Here is a 21,157-nt window from a genome sequence, read left to right on the forward strand (position 1 = left end):
GGCCGGTCGAGAATCAGCTATACCTCAATGAAACCATTGGCGTCGGCAGTGCTCGAAACAAACGGGCAGGCACCGTCTCCTCATGCTGTTGCACTGCCTGAAAACATGTCATTCACAAGACATAGGCCAGTCGATGCAGTTTCTAGACAATAGCCACGGTTGTACCGGCTGGAGCGGCGAAATGGCCGAACGCATTCGCGCGTTCGACTGGAGCCTGACCGAACTCGGACGCATCGACACCTGGCCCGGAAGTCTGTGCAGCGCGGTGCAGTTACTGCTCGCTTCACCGCTGCCGATGGTGATGCTGTGGGGCCGCCCCGGTTACATGATCTATAACGACGCCTACTCAAGATTTGCCGGTGGCCGCCATCCTTACCTGCTGGGCTCCCCGGTGGAGTTGGGCTGGCCGGAGGTCGCCGAATTCAATCGGCAAGTGGTGGACACCTGCCTTGCGGGCGGCACCTTGTCCTATCACAACAAAGCCCTGGTATTGCTGCGCGACGGCGTTCCCGAAGACGTCTGGATGGACCTTTACTACAGCCCTGTCTCCAATGATGAAGGGTGTCCCGCCGGGGTCATGGCAATGGTGGTCGAAACCACTGACCATGTGATTTCCGAACGCCGACGCCAGGAAGCCGAAAACGCCTATCGTGCCGATAATGAAAGGGTTCGCCTGGCCCTCAATGCCGGGGCTTTGCTCGGCTCGTTTGTCTGGGACATCAAGGCTGATGTGCTATCGGGCGACGAGCGATTCGCCCGCACGTTTTCCTATCCGCCAGGCCAGGACCTGGCCAACCTGCCACCGGCCATCGCCCAAATGCAGATCCATCCCGATGATCGCAGCTGGGCCCGGGAGCGGATGAATCAGTCGGTGGAAACCGGCGTGCCCTATAACGCCGAATATCGGGTCCTGCGTCCCGATGGCAGTTACCTGTGGGTGCTCGCCAGCGGGTGTTGCGAGTTCAATGAGCAAGGTGAAGCGTTGCGCTTTCCAGGGGTGTTGATCGACATCCACGAACGCAAGATTGCCGAAGAGTCCTTGCTCAAGTTCACCCGCAACCTGGAGCAACGAGTCGCTGAAGAAGTCGAGGCGCGGCTGGCGGCCGAAGAGCAACTGCGTCAATCACAGAAGCTCGAAGCCATTGGTGGTCTCACCGGCGGGGTGGCCCATGACTTCAACAACCTGTTGCAGGTGATCGCCGGCAACCTGCACTTGCTGGCGCGTCATGAGCCGGACAACGCCAACGTGCAGCGCCGGGTTGGCGCCTCAATTGCCGCAGTCGAGCGCGGGGCCAAATTGTCTTCGCAATTACTCGCCTTTGCCCGACGTCAGCCGTTGTCACCGGCCGTATGCGACCCACGGCAGATCTTCGAAGACCTCGGGGAATTATTGCAGCGCGCGCTGGGAGAGACGATCCAGATCAAGGTGTCCGCACCTGACGATCCATGGCACTTCTACGTGGACTGCAATCAACTGGAAAACGCCATTCTCAACCTTGCGATCAACGCCCGAGATGCCATGAACGGCGAGGGGACCATTGCCCTCAGCGCAGAGAACATCGTTCTCGACCGCAAGTTTTGCGCCGGCAAGGGCATCGTCGCTGGCGATTATGTCTGCGTGACGGTGGCGGACTCGGGCGTCGGCATGCCGCCGCAAGTGCTTGCACAGGCCTTCGAGCCGTTTTTCACCACCAAGGCTGATGGTCAAGGCACCGGCCTGGGTTTGAGTATGGTGTTCGGGTTCGTCAAACAGAGCGGCGGGCATATCGAGATTTCCAGCGTCGTCGGGCGGGGCACTCGGGTGCAGCTGTATTTCCCTCGCAGCTTGCGCCCGTTGCCTGACGAAACAATGCGCCATGCTCCGCAGCACCGGGGCGGGCATGAAACCATTCTGGTGGTCGAGGACAACGAAGCGGTGCGCAGTTCGGCCGTGGACTTGTTGTGCGAAGAGGGCTATCAGGTCCTGACCGCGGCCAACGGTGACCTGGCGATGCAGATGTTGCTCGACGGCGCGACAGTGGACCTGATCTTCACCGACGTGGTCATGCCCGGCTTGATCAAAAGCTCGGACCTGGCCGCCTGGGCCAAGGTGCAAAACCCTCCGGTGGCGGTGTTGTTTACCTCCGGACACACCCGCGACATCATTTCGCGCGATCACCAACTCAGCTCTGACACTTATTTGCTGAGCAAACCTTATGGTCCCGAGGCGCTGACACGAATGGTTCGTACGGTACTCGGTGGTTGATTCAAGGGGGGCTTTCCAGGCGCTCGGGCAAGGGGGTATCGCGTTTGCGACAGGACGACGAACGGACGCCGCTGGTCTGATAGACGGTCGACAGAACCGGGTAAGCGAGGCCATTCTGATAATTGGCGAACGCCATCGATCACGTTTGCCACCGATTAACAAACGGAGGTGTTCCATGCCGGTGACCCATGACCTTTATCAGGACTTGCGCTGCACGAAGGAAGAGATCCAGCAAAAACGCACCAAGGATCCGTTACTGGATTCACTGCTTAACAAGTACATCCAGGCGGACGCAGAGGTGGTGAAGGCCGAGTCCGCACAATCGGATGCGCCCAGCGATGAGGTACTGAAGAAGCTCAAGGAGAAGCGTGTGCAGGTCAAGGACAAGATCGCTGAGCGACTTAAGACGCCGTCCTGAGGACGCTGTGCAGAATCATCGACGACCGGTGACTGAACAATTGGAACGGGGATCAATACGAGATCTGCGTTGATTCAAAATCAAAAGATCGTCCGAACGCGGTCCGAACCTTCGGGCGATCTTTTGGCTACACCCTCTATTTCAATGCTGCACTCAACGGCAACCGCGCCATGTGCCGGGCTTTCAGCGACCCCAGATACAACCAGTCCCCATACTCGCGCACGGTGGTGATGGGTGAGTAGTTGCCGCTGCTGGCGTCCTGCAGATTGGCAATCACTTTGCCGTCGAGGTCCAGTCCCAGGACGAAGGCACGTTTCTCCAGGGGCTTGGGCAGAATAGTCATCGCCCGCACGATCATTTTGCGTACCAGAGGGTAGGGCGCCGTGGTGTCGAGCAGTGCATTACGCGGTGCATACAGCGCCACCCAGAAACGGTCGCGGCCATTGAATGCCAGGTTGTCCGGCAGCCCAGGCAAATTGTCGATGAACAGATCGTGGGTGCCGGCTTTCGGCCCGGTCAGCCAATAGCGGCTGATGCGATAGGCGCCAGTTTCATTGACCAGCACAAACGCGTCGTCAGGCCCCAGTGTCACGCCGTTGGCGAACTCCAGTTTGTCCAGCAGGACCGCCGTATTGCCGGTCTGGAAGTTATAGCGCAGCAAACGGCCGTCGCCACCGTGCTCGATGATCGCCTCGCCGTCCTTGCCGTAGCCCCAACGGCTGGAGGAGTCGCTGAAATAAGCGTAATGCCCGGGCTTGTCGATGGCCACGTCATTGGTAAAACCGAAGGGCAGGTTGTTGGCCGTGGTGGTCAATGGAATCAACCGGCCCTGAGCGTCGAGCGACAGCAAGCCTTTGACCCCGTCGGCGATCACCAACAAACCATTGGGGTGCCGCGCCAGGCCCAGCGGCCGGCCACCGGTATCAGCCAGCACCTGGGTGGTTTTGCCGTCGAGGCTGGTGCGAATCAATCGGCCGTCATGCAGGCCGGTGATAAGGGCGTCTTTCTCCAGCAGCAACGCCTCAGGGCCGTCGATGTCAGCAGCACCGACCCGCTTCACGCCTTTGAGTCGCTGGTTGTCGGCGTAGATGCCCTCGACGAGGGAGGGCGCCGTTGGCGGTGTCCAGGCTACCGGTTGAACCTTGGTCGGCAATAGAAACAGCAAGGCACTGATCACGATGATCAGCAGCAGCAACCAATGCCGAAACTTGAGGGGTCTTTTCATGCGCTGACTCCTGCCAGGGCCAGATGTTTTTGCACCATCTCGCGTAACGCCAGCATCGACTCCGCCGATTCGCGCTCGATGCGCCGCTTGAGCACCAGACGATTGGCAATGCGCATTGCCAGGCCGCTGAAGCTGTATTCCAGAGTGCGGACAAACCGCGTGTCATCGCCCTCAACCTCACACTCGTAAGTCACCACCAACGACAGACCATGATCGCCCCGGGCCCGAGCCCTCCAGCGGCGTCCGGGCAGGTATTCGTCGACTTCCCAGCTCAAATGCCCCTCACGCCCGCCGGCCCGAATGTCTTCCTCGAATCGCTCCCCGGCATACAGCGGGCCGCTCTGGCCGTCGACCTTGAGGGAGGACGGATGCCACTGCGGCCAATGGGTCGCTGTGCTGGCGTAGGCGAGCACAGCCACTGGGTTTCCAGCGATGTCGATCACATGCTGCATACGGGTCATGGACGTGCTCGTCAGGTGCGGGGGCGCTTGCTCCGGTTCCCAGTAGAGGGTGCCGAACAGGTAGTCCATCAGGGGCAACACGATATTGAAATTGCGTTCCTGCATCAGCTCACGACGGTGATGCAGCTCATGCAGACGGCGCATCTGGCGGATCCACGGCAAACGCGTCACTGGGTTGCCGGGCGGTAGATGTTCGCAGGCATGGAACACCTCGTAGGTCAGGTAACCGAGCACCATGCAGCCGCCAAACAGCCCCGCGACGTTGCTATTGAACTGAGCCAGCAGCCACCAGCCAGGCGCCGTGATGACGAGGGTGTGCAACACGATCAACCAGGCTGGAAACAGAATCACCCGCCAGTCCCGGGCGCTGTCGTAGGTCATGTGGCCGGGGGTGAAAAAACTGTGATGGTCACCGGCGTGACGGGCGTAGAACATCCGCGCCAGGCTCTTTTTGTGGTGCCCCAGATGCCGATGCACGACGTACACGCCGAAGTTGAAAAACAACAGGGTCAGCGGCACCGCCAGCCATTCCAGCGGTTGCACCTGATGCACCGTGCTCCAGAACCCACCGATGACCAGCAACCCGAACAGCAACACAAAAGCGCCGTGCAACCAAGGGTTGTAGAGCGGATGAATATCGGCACGGTAGCGCGCGCGGAACGCTTCGGTGGTCTGCCTCACTGGGTTCACCTGTGGTTATTGTTATAACCAGCAGATTAGCCGATCCCTCCGCACAGGCAGGCCGAACCTTGAGGACACAAGCGCCATGCTCCGGTGCAAGACGCCCGTATGGTGTCAGGTCAGCGGGTTCCAGCGCTGGGACCAGTCGTCGTCCGTCTTGATCACTTCACGCAGCAAGTCGAACGCCCGTTGCAGGGTCGCCGAGTCGCGGTCCCGGGAGTAAACCAGATAGGTCGGGTAGCTGAACTCCGGAGCTTTGGGCACTTGTTCCAGCAAGCCGTTTTCCAGGTAACTCTGGACCACGCGGGTGCGGAAATAGCCGCTGCCGCCGTTTTCCAGGATGTATTGCAAGGCCAGCGGGCCGAGGTTGAAGCTCAGGGCTGCCTTGGCTTTTTCCGGCAGCGCCGCATCGTGCTGGCGACGGAAATCCGGACCCCAGTCGATATACACGTAAGGATCGGGCTTTCCGGCCAGGCGTACCAGGATCAGTTTTTCTTCCAGCACCTGCTCGACTTGCAGGCGTGGCCAGTATTCGGGCTGATAGACCAGCGCCGCATCCAACACCCCCAACTCCAGTTGGCGCAGCAGGTTTTCGCCATCGCGGATTTCCATGCGCAGGGCGTGGCTGGGAATCTTCTCGCGCAGTTCCCCGGCCCAACTGAGCATCAACGGGTTGCACAGGCTGACCTCGCCACCGATGTGCAGCACGTCGCGGTAGCCCTCGGGCAGCGGCAAGTCCCGGCGTGCGGCTTCCCAGGTCTGCACCAGTTGATTGGCGTAAACCACAAAGGCCTCGCCGTTCGGCGTCAGGCGCGCACCGGCGCGATTGCGCACAAACAGCGTGCTGCCCAGCTGACTTTCGAGCTTCTGCACCCGGGCAGTGATCGCGGTCTGGGTGACGTGCAGCTTTTCAGCCGCCGCGGCCAGGCTGCCGTGGCGGACGATTTCCAGAAAGGTACGGGCGAGGTCGATGTCCATGGGCAGGCCGATGTGGGAGGTGCGGGCATTGTAAGAGCAGCCATGGTCTTCCGATACCGTCTGTGGCGAGGGAGCTTGCTCCCGCTGGGGCACGAAGCGGCCCCAAGCTCCCTCGCCACAGAGTTCACTGTCCGGCCTGATCACCCGTGCCAAACAATCAGTCCGCCAACTCAACCTCCCTCACCACCGCCCAATCGGCTACCAACCGCTGCGGCGTGCCACACGCCTTGCGCTTAAGCACAAAATTTTTGCTCTTCTCGGCGAACTGTTTACGGTTTTGCACCATGTCCTGATGCATTTCTTCCAGCTCGGCATTACGGCAGTGCTGCATCAGTTGAGGATCGAGCTGACTTTTGCGCTCACGTATCGCCTGGTACGCCGGATCACTCAACGCACCATTGGCACGCTGCAATAACCAAAGACCAAACTCATCCGGGCAGCGCGGACCGATTTCCTGGACCATGCCTAACTGCAAGGCCTGGAGGGCGCTGATCGGCAGGCAGTCTTCAGTGAGTTTTTCCGCCATCGCCGGGCCGACGGCGCGGGGCAGGCTGTAGGTCCAGTATTCGGAGCCATACAGGCCCATGGTTTTGTAATGGGGGTTGAGCACGATGTCGGAGCGGGCGAAAACAATATCGGCAGCCAGCGCCAGCATCACGCCACCGGCCCCGGCATTGCCGGTCAGGCCGCTGACCACCAGTTGCCGGGCGCTGAGCAGTTCCTGGCAGACGTCGTCGATCGCCTGAATATTGGCCCAGGCTTCCAGCCCCGGAACCGCTGCGGCCTGGATCACGTTGAGGTGCACGCCGTTGGAGAAACTGCCGCGTCCACCCTTGATCAGCAGCACTTGGGTGTCCCGGGACTTGGCCCAGCGCAGGGCCTCCACCAGTCGTTGGCACTGTTCGGTGCTCATGGCGCCGTTGTAAAACTCGAAGGTCAGCTCGCCGACATGCCCCGACTCGCGATAGCGGATCGGTTGATAGCTTTCGTTGTTAAACGGCTGAGAGGCGATCGACCAATCAAGGGTCGGGACGTGCGCAAGCTGTTCAGCGAGCACATGCCGGGCCGGACGCTTGAAGGTTTGTTCATCGGGCCGGGGTTTGCGTCGCAGCGAGCCGATCCACAGGCTGTGATCACCAGTCGCGACCAGCACCGCATCGTCGTGCACCGCGAGAATCTCCCCCGGCGTGCCGCTGCGCGAGTCCAGATGAGCGTCATACAGGTAATACTGACCGCCGGCCAGGCTGGCCAATACGCCGGGCTGACCGTCGGCGGCGTCGATGCTGCGTTTGATGAAGTGTGCGCTGTCGTGCCAGCTGAAGATCCGGTCAGCTTGCTTCATGTTCGGCTGCAAGCGGCCAATCACATGGCGTTGGCTGTAGTCCAAAGGCACTGGCTCGAAACCGTCGATAAACTTTTCCACGACTTCGCGGATACAGGTGATTGCCGCGTCGCTGACGCGCCCGTTGTACAACTCGGATTTGCGCAGACCCTGGGGCAGGTTGAATTCACAAGTGGCCCAGACCGGCCCGGCGTCCATTTCCTCCACCGCTTGCAACGCGGTCACGCCCCAACGGCTGAGTTCACGGGTGATCGCCCAGTCCAGCGCACTGGCGCCACGGTCGCCGACGATACCCGGATGAATGATCACTACAGGACGCTGGAGATTGCTCCACAGTTGTTGTGGCACCCGATCCTTGAGGAACGGGCAGATCACCAGATCGGCGCCGGAATGCTCGATCTGTTCGCACACCGCGTCTTCATCGGTGAACAGCACCACGCTGGGCGAGTGGCCGGCCTGACGCAAGTCCAGCCAGGCCCGCTGGGTCAGGCCGTTGAACGCCGATGCCAGCAGAATGATCTTCAATGACCGCATGATTGACTCTTCCTTGAGAATGATCGGCCGCAGGCTCCCGATGAGCCGTCCTTGGCCTTCGATGGAAGAGCGATAGTAGAGAGTGTGGGGGGGAGGGCAACTGATCGAGATCAAGCTTGTGTCAGCGAGTGTTGCAGAGGCTCAAAATCAAAAGATCGTCCGAACGCGTCCCGCGCCTTCGGACGATCTTTTCTCTTTTCAAAACGCAAAACACGAACAGCCAAACGCCCCCCAGAACCCTTGAAAGTCACTGACCGGTGCCGACGACAATCGCGCTCGTTCATGGCTATGGGCATGCACCGCGCAAGCGCCCACACACTGGTGCACTTGCGCGGTCATTGGCGCCAGGGGTTTCCAGTGCCCCGGCACATTCACCACGGGCGACCACTCAGGCACCACCGGGATTGGCGGTGGCCCCAGTTTTTCAAACTCGACGCTACCGTGGACGATCTTGCCGTCGACAATGGTCAGCACCGACTCGATCCACTTTATGGCTTCGTCTTCGATGTGAAAGTAATCTGCCGACAGCGCAATCAGGTCCGCCAGTTGCCCGACTTTGATCTGACCTTTCTTGCCCTGTTCGGAGGAGAACCAGGCGCTGCCGTGGGTGAACAGTTCCAGTGCGGTATCGCGGCTCAAGCCTTGTGGGTACAGGGCTAATCCGCCGACGGTGCGGCCGCTGACCAGCCAGTACAGCGAGGTCCAGGGGTTGTAGCTGGAGACGCGCGTGGCATCGGTGCCGGCGCCCACTGGAACGCCCTCGGCGAGCATGCGTGCGATCGGTGGCGTAGCTTCGGCCGCTTTGGCGCCGTAACGGTCGACGAAGTATTCGCCCTGGAACGCCATGCGGTCCTGAATCGCGATGCCGCCACCCAGGGCCTTGACCCGTTCGATGTTCCGGGGGGTGATGGTTTCGGCGTGATCGAAGAACCACGGCAAACCGTTGAACGGAATATCCCGGTTGACCTTCTCGAACACGTCGAGCATGCGGCTGATGGATTCGTTGTAGGTGGCGTGCAGGCGGAAGGGCCAGCGCTGTTCCACCAGATGGCGCACCACCGGTTCCAGTTCCTGCTCCATGGTTTGCGGCAGGTCGGGGCGTGGTTCGAGGAAGTCTTCGAAATCCGCTGCCGAGAACACCAGCATCTCGCCGGCGCCGTTGTGCCGCAGGAAGTCATCGCCCTGGCCGTAATGGGAAGTGCTGGTCCAGTTCTTGAAGTCGGTCAGTTCTTCCTTGGGTTTCTGGGTGAACAGGTTGTAGGCAATGCGCACCGTGAGCTGTTGATCTTTGGCCAGTTGCTGGATGACTTGATAGTCGTCCGGGTAATTCTGATAACCGCCGCCGGCATCGATGGCGCTGGTGATGCCCAGTCGATTGAGTTCGCGCATGAACTGGCGGGTCGAGTTGACCTGATACTCCAGCGGCAGCTTCGGCCCTTTGGCCAGGGTTGAGTAGAGGATCATCGCATTCGGGCGGGCGATCAGCATGCCGGTGGGGTCGCCATTGGCATCGCGCTGGATCTCGCCGCCCGGCGGGTTCGGCGTGTCACGGGTGTAGCCGACCACTTTCAGTGCGGCACGGTTGAGCAGGGCGCGGTCGTAGAGGTGCAGGACGAATACCGGAGTGTCCGGCGCGGCTTTGTTCAGATCTTCAAGGGTCGGCATGCGTTTTTCGGCAAACTGGAACTCGTTCCAGCCACCGACCACCCGCACCCATTGCGGGGTAGGGGTGCGGTCGGCCTGATCCTTGAGCATGCGCAACGCATCAGCCAGGGACGGCACGCCTTCCCAGCGCAGTTCGAGGTTGTAATTGAGGCCGCCACGAATCAGGTGCAAGTGGGAGTCGTTGAGGCCGGGAATCACCGTGCGCCCATGCAGGTCAACGATTTGCGTGCCGGGGCCTTGCAGGGCCATGGCCTGGGCATCGCTGCCGACCACCACAAAATGCCCGTCCTTGATCGCGACGGCGCTGGCCTGGGGTTTCTTGCGGTCGACGGTGTGCAGGCGTCCGTTGTACAGAATCAGGTCGGCGGGGGTGTCGGGCATGGTTTTACTCCCTGCGGTTAGCGGACTGATCCAGGCACCGATGGCGCCTGCCGAAAGACCTTGCAGTACACGGCGGCGACTGAAGTCATTGTGCTCGTCAGGTGGGCTCATGGCAGTGCTCTCCACACAGTTCTTCATAAAAGAAGCGAGGGCAAACAGCCGATGTCTGACGCATGCGGCCAGAAGGAATATAGACGGCATATCCACAGATAGCCGTTTTCCGAGGGTGAAAAACGACGAATCCCGCCACGAGGGGCGGGATTCGCATGCAGCCAGAGAGGCTCCCGAGAGCGGGAGCCGTCGTCTTAGCCTGGGAACAGCTCGGACAGTTTCATGGCCAGCATCATGTCGCCTTCAGCGCGCAGCTTGCCGCCCATGAACGCTTGCATGCCGTCGGTCGAACCGTCGACGATGCCTTCCAGGGTTTCGCCGTCCATCACCAGAGTCACCTGGGCGTCCGGGTTTTCGCCTTCTTGCAGCTCGCAGGTGCCGTCTTTGACGATCAACGAGAAGTTCTTGGTGTCGTCGATGCGGAAACCGAATACCAGGTCCAGACCGGCAGCAGCGGCTGGGTTGAACTTGGCTTTCATTGCTTGTACGGCATCAGCTACGGAGGTCATGGTTCGATCCTTTCTTGGGTAATAAGAGCTGGGTGAATACAGCCAGGGTCACAATAGTCCGGAATCAACGAAACGTGATGAGTTCCGGGGCCTTCAGCAGTTGCAGGTGTGTATGACTGTTGAAGGAAGCCAGGGCCACCTCGCGACCACGAAACTTGAGCAGGTTGAGCGAGGTGTTGACGATTTGCCAGTTCAGCTCAAAGGCCTGCCGGGCAGGCATTTGCGTAATAAGGTGGAGCAGGGCAGTGATGGTGCCGCCGGAGGTGAACACGGCGATTTTCTGGGTGTTGTCGGCATGTTCGAGCAGCCGCTGCAGGCCAGCCTGCACACGATCGACGAAGCCCAGCCAGCTTTCCAGGCCCGGTGTGTCATAGGTACCGGCGAGCCAGCGCTCGATGATCAGGGCGAAGATACGCTGGAACTCGGCACGGTTTTGCGCGGCGTTGCGCAGGATCTCCAGCGCCTCGGGTTCGTCTTCCAGCATGGCGGGCAGCAGGGCGCGGATCACCGCGTCGGCGTCGAACTCGTTGAAGGCCGAATCGATTTCCAGGGGCGGCACCGGCAAACCGACGGTGGCGTACTGTTCCAGCGCGCTGGTGGCCGTGTGTTGCTGACGGCGCAGGTCGCCCGACAGGCAGCGATCGAAGCTCACACCAAGCTCGGCCAGGTGCCGGCCAAGGACTTCTGCCTGGCGAATACCGGTCGGCGACAGAACGTCATAGTCGTCTGCACCAAAGGAGGCCTGGCCATGTCGAATCAAATAGATGCTGCCCACGTCCGCGTCATCCCGGTACGTTGAAGGTTTGGCGAGGTTATGAGGATGACGGTGAGCTGTCAATGAAAAAACATACGCTTGTTTGAAATGCCCGTTACAGGCCTGTTGGTAGTGTCCTGTCTCACAAATACGTTTCTCTTTTGACGAGTGTTGTCGTCAGGCGAGGAGCGGCAATGCAGCATGACGACAACGGACGCCGTAAAAAGGGAACAGTATTTGTGAGACAGGACACTCGAGGTTTCACGACTGGTCGCCGGGCCGGCTCATGGGTATGCTGAAGGTATCCCGCGCGTGTTCATGCCGCGCATCGTGTTGAAGGAGTCTCTGTGGAGTTTTTGTCCGAGTACGCCAGTTTCCTGGCTAAAACCGTGACACTGGTGATCGCCATTCTGGTGGTCCTGGCCAGTTTTGCGGCGTTGCGCAGCAAAGGTCGGCGCAAGTCGACCGGCCAACTGCAAGTCAGCAAACTCAATGATTTCTACAAAGGGCTGCGCGAACGCCTGGAGCAGACCTTGCTCGACAAGGACCAGCTCAAGGCTTTGCGCAAATCCCAGGCTAAAACCGAGAAAAAGCAAAAGAAGAAGCCCGAGGCCAAGCCGCGGGTGTTCGTGCTGGATTTCGACGGTGACATCAAGGCGTCGGCCACTGAAAGCCTGCGCCACGAAATCACCGCGCTGCTGACCCTCGCCACGCCAAAGGATGAAGTGGTGCTGCGCCTGGAAAGCGGCGGCGGCATGGTTCACAGCTATGGCCTGGCATCTTCGCAACTGGCGCGCATTCGCGAGGCCGGCGTGCCGTTGACCGTGTGCATCGACAAGGTCGCGGCCAGCGGCGGCTACATGATGGCGTGCATCGGCGAGAAAATTATCAGCGCACCGTTCGCGATTCTCGGCTCGATCGGCGTGGTGGCGCAGTTGCCCAACGTCAATCGCCTGCTGAAAAAGCATGACATCGACTTCGAAGTGCTCACGGCTGGTGAGTACAAGCGCACCCTGACAGTGTTTGGCGAAAACACCGAGAAGGGCCGGGAGAAATTCCAGGAAGAGCTGGACATCACCCATCAGCTGTTCAAGAACTTCGTTTCCCGCTATCGCCCGCAACTGGCTATCGACGAAGTGGCCACCGGTGAAATCTGGCTCGGTGTTTCGGCACTCGACAAGCAACTGGTGGACGAGCTCAAGACCAGCGACGAATACCTCGCTGAGCGCGCTAAACAGTCCGAGCTCTATCATTTGCATTACGCCGAACGTAAAACCCTGCAGGAGCGCATCGGCATGGCGGCCAGCGGTTCGATCGATCGCGTATTGCTGAGCTGGTGGAGCCGGTTGACCCAGCAACGCTTCTGGTAACCGTACCAGGCATCACCGTCAGTAAAAAAACCGTGGATTGCCCACGGTTTTTTTTTGACCTTCAGAAAGTGTCCACTCACCCTCAAGAAATAACGAATTTTCCTAATGCCTTTGTCGATCGGTCGCGCTTTCGTGTGGAGTCAGGTGGGGTAGGGTGACTGGCCTGAATTGACTGCAATGGATTGCACCATGAATGAGCTCCTTCACCACGTTGCCGCACCTCATCCAGCCCCATCGTTGCGAATGCGCGACGAACTGAAAGCTGCACTGGACATCGCTCTCCCCCAAACCCCCGGCCAGTTGGGCGCACACCTGATCAAGGAAAAATGGGGGCAGGACATCGACCCGCAGACGACCTTGATGGTCACCCTCGATTACCACTACAAGGGCCACCCTGAAGAGAACGGTTTCCAGCAGGGCCAGGTGGCGAACTCGCGGTCGCTGCTGCAAGCGCTGCTTTCAAATTACCAGACGGTTGGGGACGGCCGTTTTGCTGAAACCGCCTTTGGTCTGTACACACCGCCGGACGTCGGCCCGACGGTGCGGATTGTCGAGCATGTCGATGAGTTCGCTGATTACGGCAGCGGCAATCACGACACCTATGAAGGCATCTATCGGCAAACGACGCCGCAGACTTACGGTCCCGCCTCACAACTGAAGCTGAGGCCGGCCGATTTCAAGAAATGGGTCTGGGAGCTGGACTTCAAGCACGTGTACGAGACCTATCTTGAAAAGGTCTGGCCCTCTGACGAGGTGCTCACTGCGTCCGGCCCGTACGCCTTGAGGACATCGGTCAAGGCAGCGTTTGTGATGACGGCCTGGTTGCAGTTCAAGGAGCGCTGCCTGTCGAAAAAAGGACTTGAGCTCGCGATGGAGGCGGCTGGCTTGCCGCCCGGTCAGGCATGGGAAACGCTGACCATCGAACAACTGCAAGCGGCGACGCGCACCCCTTTGTCCATCAGGGCCGGCCGTTTGAAGCTATACCGTTACACCGCAACAGATATCTGGGCGTTCCGTGACACTGCCAGTACCCGAGTGCTGCTGTACATCCCAGGCAACTCTTCCCCGCTGCACGAATTCACCGATGCCACTCAACTGCACCAATGGGGCGTCGCGCAGGGCAAACTCAGCGAGACAAAACAGGCATTGGCCGCCCATTTTGCCGAAGATGATCGCGAGGACGGTACGTTTCATGCGGGGGTGCTGACGGCATTGGACGGCATGGCGCAGTACCCCGCGATGCATCGGCTGACCAACAACGCCGGTTTTTTCAATAACGACGGCTACTGGGACCCCGCCGATTATATTGGCTACGACAATCCGCCATCGGCGACCGATCCGTTTGCGCAACTGGTGCTGACGATGAAGCAGGCCGCCCACGCCAGCATCGAAAGCATTCGTACCGATGCACAGGTCAATCGTGACAATTTAAGTGCGGTGGTCGAACCGGTGGTGCAATGGATCAACCGGTTCGGGCCATTGGCGTTGTTCGTCCCGGGAGGCGAAGGCATATTGGCGCTGGCCGGGCTTATTGACGCCGGTTACGGTCTTGATCAGGCAGTAAACGGTGAGACACCACGTGAACGGTCGGAGGGCGTGTCGCGCACCGTGTTCGGTTTGCTTAATGCGCTGCCGATCGGCGCACAAGCGGCGCTGAAGGATGAAGCGGCTGTCGAGTCAGTACGTCCGTCTTCGCAAATCGCCGTTGCCCCGACGCCCGAGCCACCGGTTTCCGTACTGTCCTCCCGCGTGGAGCTGATCCGCGGAATCGGCCCGACTGTGGCGTCTTTCAGCGATGAAGTCCTGGCACAGATCGGCAAGGTCAGTGTGATTGACGATGACATGCTGCGACTGATGCAAACGGGGCGTCCACCAACGCCTTTACTGACGGATACGATCAGTCGCTTCAAGATCGATCAGGATCTGGGGGCGGCCGGCACGCCTGAGCAATTCAACAGGCGTTACGCCGCACTTCAACAGTCGGAACATGAATGGGTGCGGCTGTTTCAGCAGCAATACCCGGCGCTGCCCAAAGGTGCCATCGAACAAATGCTCGACCGCTATGGCGTGGATATCCAGCAAGCCCCCGATGTGACCGAGGTCAGGCAAGTGTTCACGCGTCTGGACAGCAAGGCGCGGCAGTACCAGCAGCATGTGCGGCTCAATCGCGCTTATGAAGGTCTTTATCTGCGTTCGGTGGCGAGCCCGGACTCGGACATCCTGGCCTTGCACTCGCTGCAAAACCTGCCGGGCTGGCCGCGGAACCTGCGGATCGATGTCCTTGATCAATCCGTCGCGGGGCGAGTGCTGGACCGCATCGGCGCGCAGGATGCCACGGAGGTCCGGCGCTTGGTCAGAGTCGGACAGCACTATCTGCATCAGGCCTCGCCAACAGACTTTTATACGGCGCTTCTCGGTGTGTTGACGGACGACGACCGTTCAGCGCTGCTCCTGACGTCGCCTGGTTCAGTCGACGAACTACGACTCGCCATCAGCGACCAGGCGTTGCCCCGATCACAGGTGATACTCGGGCTGCGAAGAATGGACGGTGGGTTGCCGTTCGATGCCCACGGGCTCAGCGGCGGCGGTTTTCCGGGAACGCCCCAGGCCGAGGCGCTGACGCACCAGATGATGAGGCTGCAACTCAAAGAGGTCTATCCAGACTTCACCGATGCCCAGGCAGATGCGGTTCTTCAACGCGAAGGTGTAAACGCGCAGGCGCACATTGAGTGGTTGAAGCAACAGCTGCAGCAACTCGACATCGACCTGACCGCCTGGGTAGATCAGGTGGCGGATGACATTCATGACATGGCTATCGATTTCCTGGCCCCGAATGATCCCGAAGCAGCGGGATTGAGCGCTGCACAAATCGAGGCCTATAACATTCAGTTGGTGCAGACCGAAATGCAACAGGAGCGAGCGATTCGAAATGAGTTGGCCGAGGAGCTGGTCTCCATCTGGCAACGACGCAGGGCGCCGCAGGATCCGTTACTGCCTGCTGATCAGATACGCGGCGTCAGGCTGGATCTCGACTTCGAGAATTATCACCGGTTACCCACGTTGAATGTCCGGTTCAATAATATTCTCGAGTTATCGATGCGCGGCTTTCACCTGACTGAAGAAGAAAGTCTGAACGGATTTCTCGAGTGTTTTCCAAATCTTGAAGCGCTGAACCTGGAAAATGTCGACCTGAGTCACTTCAACCATGGCGGCCTTGCGGAGTGTGCATTGCCTCCTTCGATCAACCAGATGACGCGTCTCTCTTCGCTGAATCTAAGGTCGACGAATCTGACGTTCAATGAGCGCGCCGCCTCTCAATTGACCGGGTTGACACACTTGCAGACACTGGACCTGAGCAACAACCCGCTGGGCGTCCCGCCTTTGGTGCTCGGAATGAACGACTTGCGCTGTCTGAACCTGAGCAACACCGGGATCACTGGTTGCCCAGTCGGAATCATGGAGCAGCCCTATCTGACGTCATTGGACCTGCGTAATAACCAGATAACCCGAGTGCCGCCAGCAGTGCTGAACCAGGCTATCTCGAGGGACCGTGTGCTGCTGCAGGGCAATCCATTGACGGATGAGGACACCTTGTTGCGCATTGTCGATCATCGGCGGCGAACGGGTATCAACCTGTGGTTAAGTGATCCCGGGGTTAATTACGGGAATGTCATCGAGTGGTTGCGCGAGGGCGATGGGGAGTTGCAAGCGACGCGACGATTGATCTGGCAGAGGCTGGCAGCCAGGCCCCTTGGCGCCCGGTTCTTGAGGGTAATGGATGGACTGAGCCTGACGGCGGACTTCCGGGTCGATTATCTGCCGCTTCAGGCGAGGGTGTGGCGACTGCTCGGTGAAGCCGATGCTTCGCAAGCGCTTTGGGAAAGACTGGTCCAGGATATTGAATCGGCCGAGGTCGATCCTGAAAACCCGTTTGCGCTGTTCACGGCACTTGAGGACCGTGCCCGGTTTTATCGGAACTGGGAGGCCATGGGACGACCGTTTCCGATAGGCACGCAATAAGGGAAAAACCTTGAACCCCGCAAGGGGTTCAAGGTGTGACGATCAACGGCGACGGAACAGCGGCAGCGGTTCGTCGGTGGCGGCCTGATAGGTCACCGAGAAGTCCTTGAGGCCTTCAAGGGCCTCGTAGGGGTCTTTATCGGCGCGAATGGCAAACGCATCGAAACCGCAGCGGTGCATGTAGAACAGCTGGTCGCGCAACACATCGCCAATTGCCCGCAGTTCGCCTTTGAAACCATAGCGGTCACGCAGCAGACGGGCGTTGGAGTAGTTGCGACCATCGGTGAAGGCCGGGAAGTTCAGGGCGATGACCTGGAAGTTCGCCACGTCATCACCGATTTCTTCAGCTTCTTCATCGGCATCCAGCCATACACCCAGGCCGCCATCGCGGGCCATGAGCATGCGGCTGTGTTCGCGCCACATGTGCAACGGGACGATCAGGTCGTCGCAGTTGCTGATCTCGTCGATGTTGAAATCTTTCGGCAGCAAGTGCCAGGTTTCGTCGACGACTTCGTTGTTCTTAATTATTCGCTGCATAGACGCGCTCCTTGAAGAGGTCGATGCCGATACGCTGATAAGTGTCGATGAAGCGCTCGTCTTCGGTACGTTGTTCGATGTACACGTCGATCAGCTTCTCGATCACATCAGGCATGGCTTCCTGGGCGAAGGAAGGGCCGAGGATCTTGCCCAGGCTCGCATCGCGGCTGGCGCTGCCACCCAGGGACACCTGATAGAACTCTTCGCCTTTCTTGTCCACTCCGAGAATACCGATGTGGCCGACGTGGTGGTGACCACAGGCGTTCATGCAGCCGGAGATGTTCAGGTCCAGCTCGCCAATGTCGAACAGGTAGTCCAGGTCGTCGAAACGGCGCTGGATCGATTCGGCGATCGGGATCGACTTGGCGTTGGCCAGGGAACAGAAGTCGCCGCCAGGGCAGCAGATGATGTCGGTCAGCAAGCCGATGTTCGGCGTGGCGAAACCTTGCTCGCGCAACTCGCCCCACATGGCGAACAACTGGCTCTGCTCGACATCGGCCAGAATGATGTTCTGCTCGTGGGAGGTGCGCAGCTGACCGAAGCTGTAACGGTCGGCGAGGTCGGCAACGGCATCGAGCTGCTTGTCGGTGATGTCGCCCGGTGCAACGCCGGTCGGTTTCAGGGACAGCGTCACGGCGACGTAACCCGGCTTTTTGTGGGCCAGGGTGTTGCGGGCACGCCAGCGGGCGAAACCCGGGTGTTGCTTGTCGAGGTCGGCCAGTTCGGCCGTCTGGTTTTCCAGAGCCTTGTAGTCCGGATCGACAAAGTGCTTGGCCACGCGATGCACTTCGGCCTCGGTCAGCGTGGTCTGGCCACCGCGAAGGTGTTCCATTTCCGCATCGACTTTCTGCGCGAACACTTCAGGCGTCAGGGCCTTGACCAGAATCTTGATCCGCGCCTTGTACTTGTTGTCGCGACGGCCGTAGCGGTTGTAGACCCGCAGAATGGCGTCGAGGTAGCTCAACAGGTCCTGCCACGGCAGGAATTCGTTGATGAACGCGCCCACCACCGGAGTACGGCCCAGGCCGCCACCGACCAGCACACGGAAGCCCAGTTCGCCCGCGGCGTTGTGCACCGGCTCGAGGCCGATGTCATGGACTTCGATGGCCGCACGGTCGGACGTCGAACCGTTGATGGCAATTTTGAATTTACGCGGCAGGTAAGCGAATTCCGGGTGGAACGTGGTCCACTGACGGACGATTTCGCACCATGGCCGCGGGTCGATCAACTCGTCGGCGGCGACACCGGCGAACTGGTCGGTGGTGACGTTGCGCAGGCAGTTGCCGCTGGTCTGGATCGCGTGCATCTGCACGGTCGCCAGCTCAGCCAGGATGTCCGGGATGTCTTCCACGGCCGGCCAGTTGAACTGCACGTTCTGCCGGGTACTGATGTGGGCGTAGCCCTTGTCATAGTCGCGGGCAATCTTGGCCATCATTCGCGTCTGGCGCGAAGTGAGTTGGCCGTAAGGCACCGCCACCCGCAGCATCGGGGCAAAGCGCTGGATATAAAGGCCATTTTGCAGGCGCAGGGGGCGGAATTCTTCTTCGCTCAGCTCGCCTGCCAGATAGCGTCGGGTCTGATCACGGAACTGCTTGACGCGGTCCTCGATGATCCGCTGATCGTACTCGTCGTATACGTACATATAAGTCCTGTTCTCAGGCTTGGGCCGGTCGGATACAGCTGCGTTTTCGCAAGCTTTCATCCGATTCTGCCTCGGCAATTCTGCGCGCACGGCCGCGCACTCCCAACGGAGCCGACGCAAGATACCAGTTTGCAGTTATGCGCAAAAGTGATGTTTGAGTATATGCAAAGAACCAAAACGACTAATGAAAGTCGTTGTGATAAAACCCTCATTTGTCGTGCGGGCAATCATCGTCTTAACTGTGCTCGAGTCTTTATGCAATCACCGATAAAACCGACAAGAGGCGATGCAATGAGCAACCCAACCAAAGCAAGGAAAAGCGATAGCACGGTCGATGCTTGGGCGATTCTGTTCCTGATCATCCTGGTCGTGGGTACGGCGGTATTCTGGGTCAGCCATCAATAAACAACCCCGTCCGGGCCCGGCGCCGACGATTGTCGGACAAAAAGCCGGAATATGCGCCGTTTCCAGGGACTTCGCTGGCTATAATGCGCGGCGGATTTTCGGGGGCTCGGACGATCAATGTTGAAGTTCTTCTATGGTGTAGTGCTGGCGCTTGGCGCGGTCCTGGGGCCGTGTGCCCAGGCGGCGTCCGTATTGTTTCTCAATCCCGGGACCAGCCAAGAGACGTTCTGGGTCAGTTACTCGCAGTTCATGCAGACCGCGGCCAAGAACCTGGGCATGGATTTGCAAATCCAGTATGCCGAGCGAAACGCCGAGACCACACTCAAACAGGCCCGCGAAGCGCTGCAAGGGCCGAGTCGGCCGGACTATCTGGTGTTCTCCAACGAACTGTATGTCGCCCCCGAAATCCTGCGCCTGGCTCAAGGCAGCGGTGTGAAGCTGTTTTTGGTCAACAACGGCCTGACCGCCGACCAGATGCGTCTGCTCGGCGCCCAGCCGGACAAGTATCCCGACTGGTTGGGTAGCCTGGTGCCCAACAATGAGGAGGGCGGCTACCTGATGCTCAAGGAACTGATTCGCCTGCATGGCCCGGTAGCACCCGGTGAGGTCATTGAACTGGTGGCCTTTTCCGGCCTGAAAATCACGCCGGCCGCGCAAGAGCGTGAGCAGGGCATGATGCGGGCATTGGCCGAACACCCCGAAGTGCGGTTGCGCCAGTTGGTGTACGGCGGCTGGACCCGCGAGCGCGCCTATGAACAGGCCAGGTTATTGTTCAAGCGTTACCCGCAAACATCGCTGGTCTGGTCGGCCAACGATGAAATGGCGTTCGGTGCCATGCAGGCATACGCCGAAACGGGAGGCCAGCCGGGCAAGGGTGTGCTGTTCAGTGCCATCAACAATTCACCGGCCGCGTTGCAGGCGCTGTTGGAAGGGCGGCTAAGCGTGTTGTTGGGCGGGCACTTCACTCTGGGCGGCTGGGCTCTTGTGCAGTTGCATGACTACGATCAGGGGGTGGATGTCAGCCAGTACGGCGGGCGCGACCGACAGATCCCCTTATTGCAGTTGATCGACCACGCGCAAGCCCGGCGACTGCTGGGCTTGAGCGCCACTCAGGATTACGACGTGGATTTTCAAAAGCTCTCGGCCAAGGGGCGGCCGACGTCGTACCGCTACCCGTTCAGCCTGCAAACCCTGATGCATTGAGCCGGCTCAGATTCCGGCCAGGTGCAACACCAGTTTGACGATGCCGAACAGCGTCAGGGCGAACACCACCGTGAACAGAATCCCCAGAATCACAAAATGACTGGGCTTGCCATGGGTGAAGTCCCGGGCCCGGTTTTTCCCGCTCTGCACCCCGAACGCCGCCGCCATGACGCTGTGCAGCATCTGCCAGAAGGTCGGCGGCTTGTTGTGATTATTGTTGTCGACTGGATCGTCCATAAATCCCCCGTCACGAATGTGTATGAGGCAAGCATAGACAACAGACTCGAACTCTGTGGGAGCCGTTGTGGCGAGGGAGCTTGCTCCCGTTGGGTCGCGAAGCGGCCCCAAAAAATGGGACTGCTACGCAGTCCAACGGGAGCAAGCTCCCTCGCCACAAAGGCTCGCTTGTATGCTGGTACTTGAAGGGAGGAGGAGGGACAAGGCTCGATTCTGACTGTTGGCGCAGTACAGATCCGTGGGAGATTTCGCCCCTCCTCCTTTCACCCAAGCGCCGATAAAGAATGCATCTGGCTAGACCGACGATAGGAACAAGCCTGCGCCTCTGGGTGAGCCCTTCAAGTGCTCAAAACCATATCTCGGGGGGTGTTCAATGGCAATGTCGGTTTCTGTTTCCAAGCCAATCGTGGGCGTGGATGTCGCCAAAAATGAACTGGTG

At 59.6% G+C, this 21,157-nt stretch carries 15 protein-coding genes and 1 pseudogene; 6 read left to right on the plus strand and 10 right to left on the minus strand.

All coding sequences use genetic code 11. The annotated features are described in order from the left end of the window. Positions 1 to 133: 133 nt before the first annotated feature. The gene (locus F475_RS10475; protein WP_111453884.1) at positions 134 to 2,245 is read left to right on the plus strand and encodes a PAS domain-containing sensor histidine kinase; all 2,112 of its coding nucleotides are present in this window, start codon (positions 134 to 136) and stop codon (positions 2,243 to 2,245) included. A gap of 175 nt (positions 2,246 to 2,420) precedes the next feature. Continuing rightward, entirely contained in the window at positions 2,421 to 2,663 is a 243-nt protein-coding gene (locus tag F475_RS10480) for a DUF465 domain-containing protein (RefSeq protein ID WP_019649197.1), read from the plus strand. A 136-nt stretch (positions 2,664 to 2,799) separates the two neighbouring features. Here F475_RS10480 and F475_RS10485 read toward each other — a convergent pair whose 3' ends face one another. The 7 genes from F475_RS10485 to F475_RS10515 form a co-directional block, all read right to left on the minus strand. Next, a complete protein-coding gene (locus tag F475_RS10485; protein WP_018927631.1) occupies positions 2,800 to 3,888 on the minus strand; it encodes an SMP-30/gluconolactonase/LRE family protein in 1,089 nt (362 codons plus the stop codon). Next, positions 3,885 to 5,030 carry an SRPBCC family protein gene (locus F475_RS10490; RefSeq protein ID WP_111453870.1) on the minus strand — a complete coding sequence of 382 codons (1,146 nt, stop codon included), beginning with the start codon at positions 5,028 to 5,030 and terminating at the stop codon, positions 3,885 to 3,887. The genes F475_RS10485 and F475_RS10490 overlap by 4 nt, the downstream gene beginning before the upstream one ends. 114 nt (positions 5,031 to 5,144) lie before the next feature. Next, positions 5,145 to 6,008 (minus strand): LysR family transcriptional regulator, encoded by an 864-nt coding sequence (locus F475_RS10495; RefSeq protein ID WP_007941771.1) that lies wholly within the window; start codon positions 6,006 to 6,008, stop codon positions 5,145 to 5,147. Between the two features lie 157 nt (positions 6,009 to 6,165). After that, positions 6,166 to 7,884, minus strand: coding sequence for a hydrogenase maturation protein (locus F475_RS10500; protein WP_111453871.1), 1,719 nt, complete (start codon positions 7,882 to 7,884; stop codon positions 6,166 to 6,168). A gap of 198 nt (positions 7,885 to 8,082) precedes the next feature. Beyond that, positions 8,083 to 9,930: an amidohydrolase gene (locus tag F475_RS10505; protein ID WP_064621239.1), complete on the minus strand. Its 1,848-nt coding sequence runs from the start codon at positions 9,928 to 9,930 to the stop codon at positions 8,083 to 8,085. Between the two features lie 305 nt (positions 9,931 to 10,235). Beyond that, positions 10,236 to 10,550: an SCP2 sterol-binding domain-containing protein gene (locus tag F475_RS10510; RefSeq protein WP_007941766.1), complete on the minus strand. Its 315-nt coding sequence runs from the start codon at positions 10,548 to 10,550 to the stop codon at positions 10,236 to 10,238. A gap of 64 nt (positions 10,551 to 10,614) precedes the next feature. Then, entirely contained in the window at positions 10,615 to 11,325 is a 711-nt protein-coding gene (locus F475_RS10515; protein WP_018927636.1) for a histidine phosphatase family protein, read from the minus strand. Positions 11,326 to 11,651: 326 nt separating this feature from the next. On the opposite strand from F475_RS10515, the gene sohB reads away from it, so the two are divergent. Beyond that, the gene (gene sohB, locus F475_RS10520) at positions 11,652 to 12,674 is read left to right on the plus strand and encodes a protease SohB (RefSeq protein WP_018927637.1); all 1,023 of its coding nucleotides are present in this window, start codon (positions 11,652 to 11,654) and stop codon (positions 12,672 to 12,674) included. Positions 12,675 to 12,863: 189 nt separating this feature from the next. After that, positions 12,864 to 16,694: a dermonecrotic toxin domain-containing protein gene (locus tag F475_RS10525; protein WP_111453872.1), complete on the plus strand. Its 3,831-nt coding sequence runs from the start codon at positions 12,864 to 12,866 to the stop codon at positions 16,692 to 16,694. A gap of 42 nt (positions 16,695 to 16,736) precedes the next feature. Here the strand turns inward: F475_RS10525 and F475_RS10530 are convergent, their stop codons facing one another. Both F475_RS10530 and F475_RS10535 read right to left on the minus strand, forming a co-directional pair. Further along, positions 16,737 to 17,231 (minus strand): DUF934 domain-containing protein, encoded by a 495-nt coding sequence (locus tag F475_RS10530; protein WP_018927639.1) that lies wholly within the window; start codon positions 17,229 to 17,231, stop codon positions 16,737 to 16,739. Next, positions 17,215 to 18,873 carry a nitrite/sulfite reductase gene (locus tag F475_RS10535; RefSeq protein WP_096480604.1) on the minus strand — a complete coding sequence of 553 codons (1,659 nt, stop codon included), beginning with the start codon at positions 18,871 to 18,873 and terminating at the stop codon, positions 17,215 to 17,217. The genes F475_RS10530 and F475_RS10535 overlap by 17 nt, the downstream gene beginning before the upstream one ends. A gap of 522 nt (positions 18,874 to 19,395) precedes the next feature. On the opposite strand from F475_RS10535, the gene F475_RS10540 reads away from it, so the two are divergent. Continuing rightward, complete coding sequence (locus F475_RS10540) at positions 19,396 to 20,481, plus strand: ABC transporter substrate-binding protein (protein WP_111453873.1); 1,086 nt, start codon at positions 19,396 to 19,398, stop codon at positions 20,479 to 20,481. A gap of 6 nt (positions 20,482 to 20,487) precedes the next feature. Here F475_RS10540 and F475_RS10545 read toward each other — a convergent pair whose 3' ends face one another. Further along, positions 20,488 to 20,718, minus strand: a complete 231-nt coding sequence (locus F475_RS10545) for a DUF2970 domain-containing protein (RefSeq protein ID WP_018927642.1) — start codon at positions 20,716 to 20,718, stop codon at positions 20,488 to 20,490. A gap of 59 nt (positions 20,719 to 20,777) precedes the next feature. Between F475_RS10545 and F475_RS31020 the strand changes: the two are divergent. After that, positions 20,778 to 20,879, plus strand: a pseudogene (locus tag F475_RS31020) (N-acetyltransferase); the annotation flags it as partial. Between the last annotated feature and the right edge of the window lie 278 nt (positions 20,880 to 21,157).

Origin of the sequence: Pseudomonas sp. URMO17WK12:I6 (assembly GCF_003253625.1) — a bacterium.
In the GTDB taxonomy this organism is placed as follows: Bacteria; Pseudomonadota; Gammaproteobacteria; order Pseudomonadales; family Pseudomonadaceae; genus Aquipseudomonas.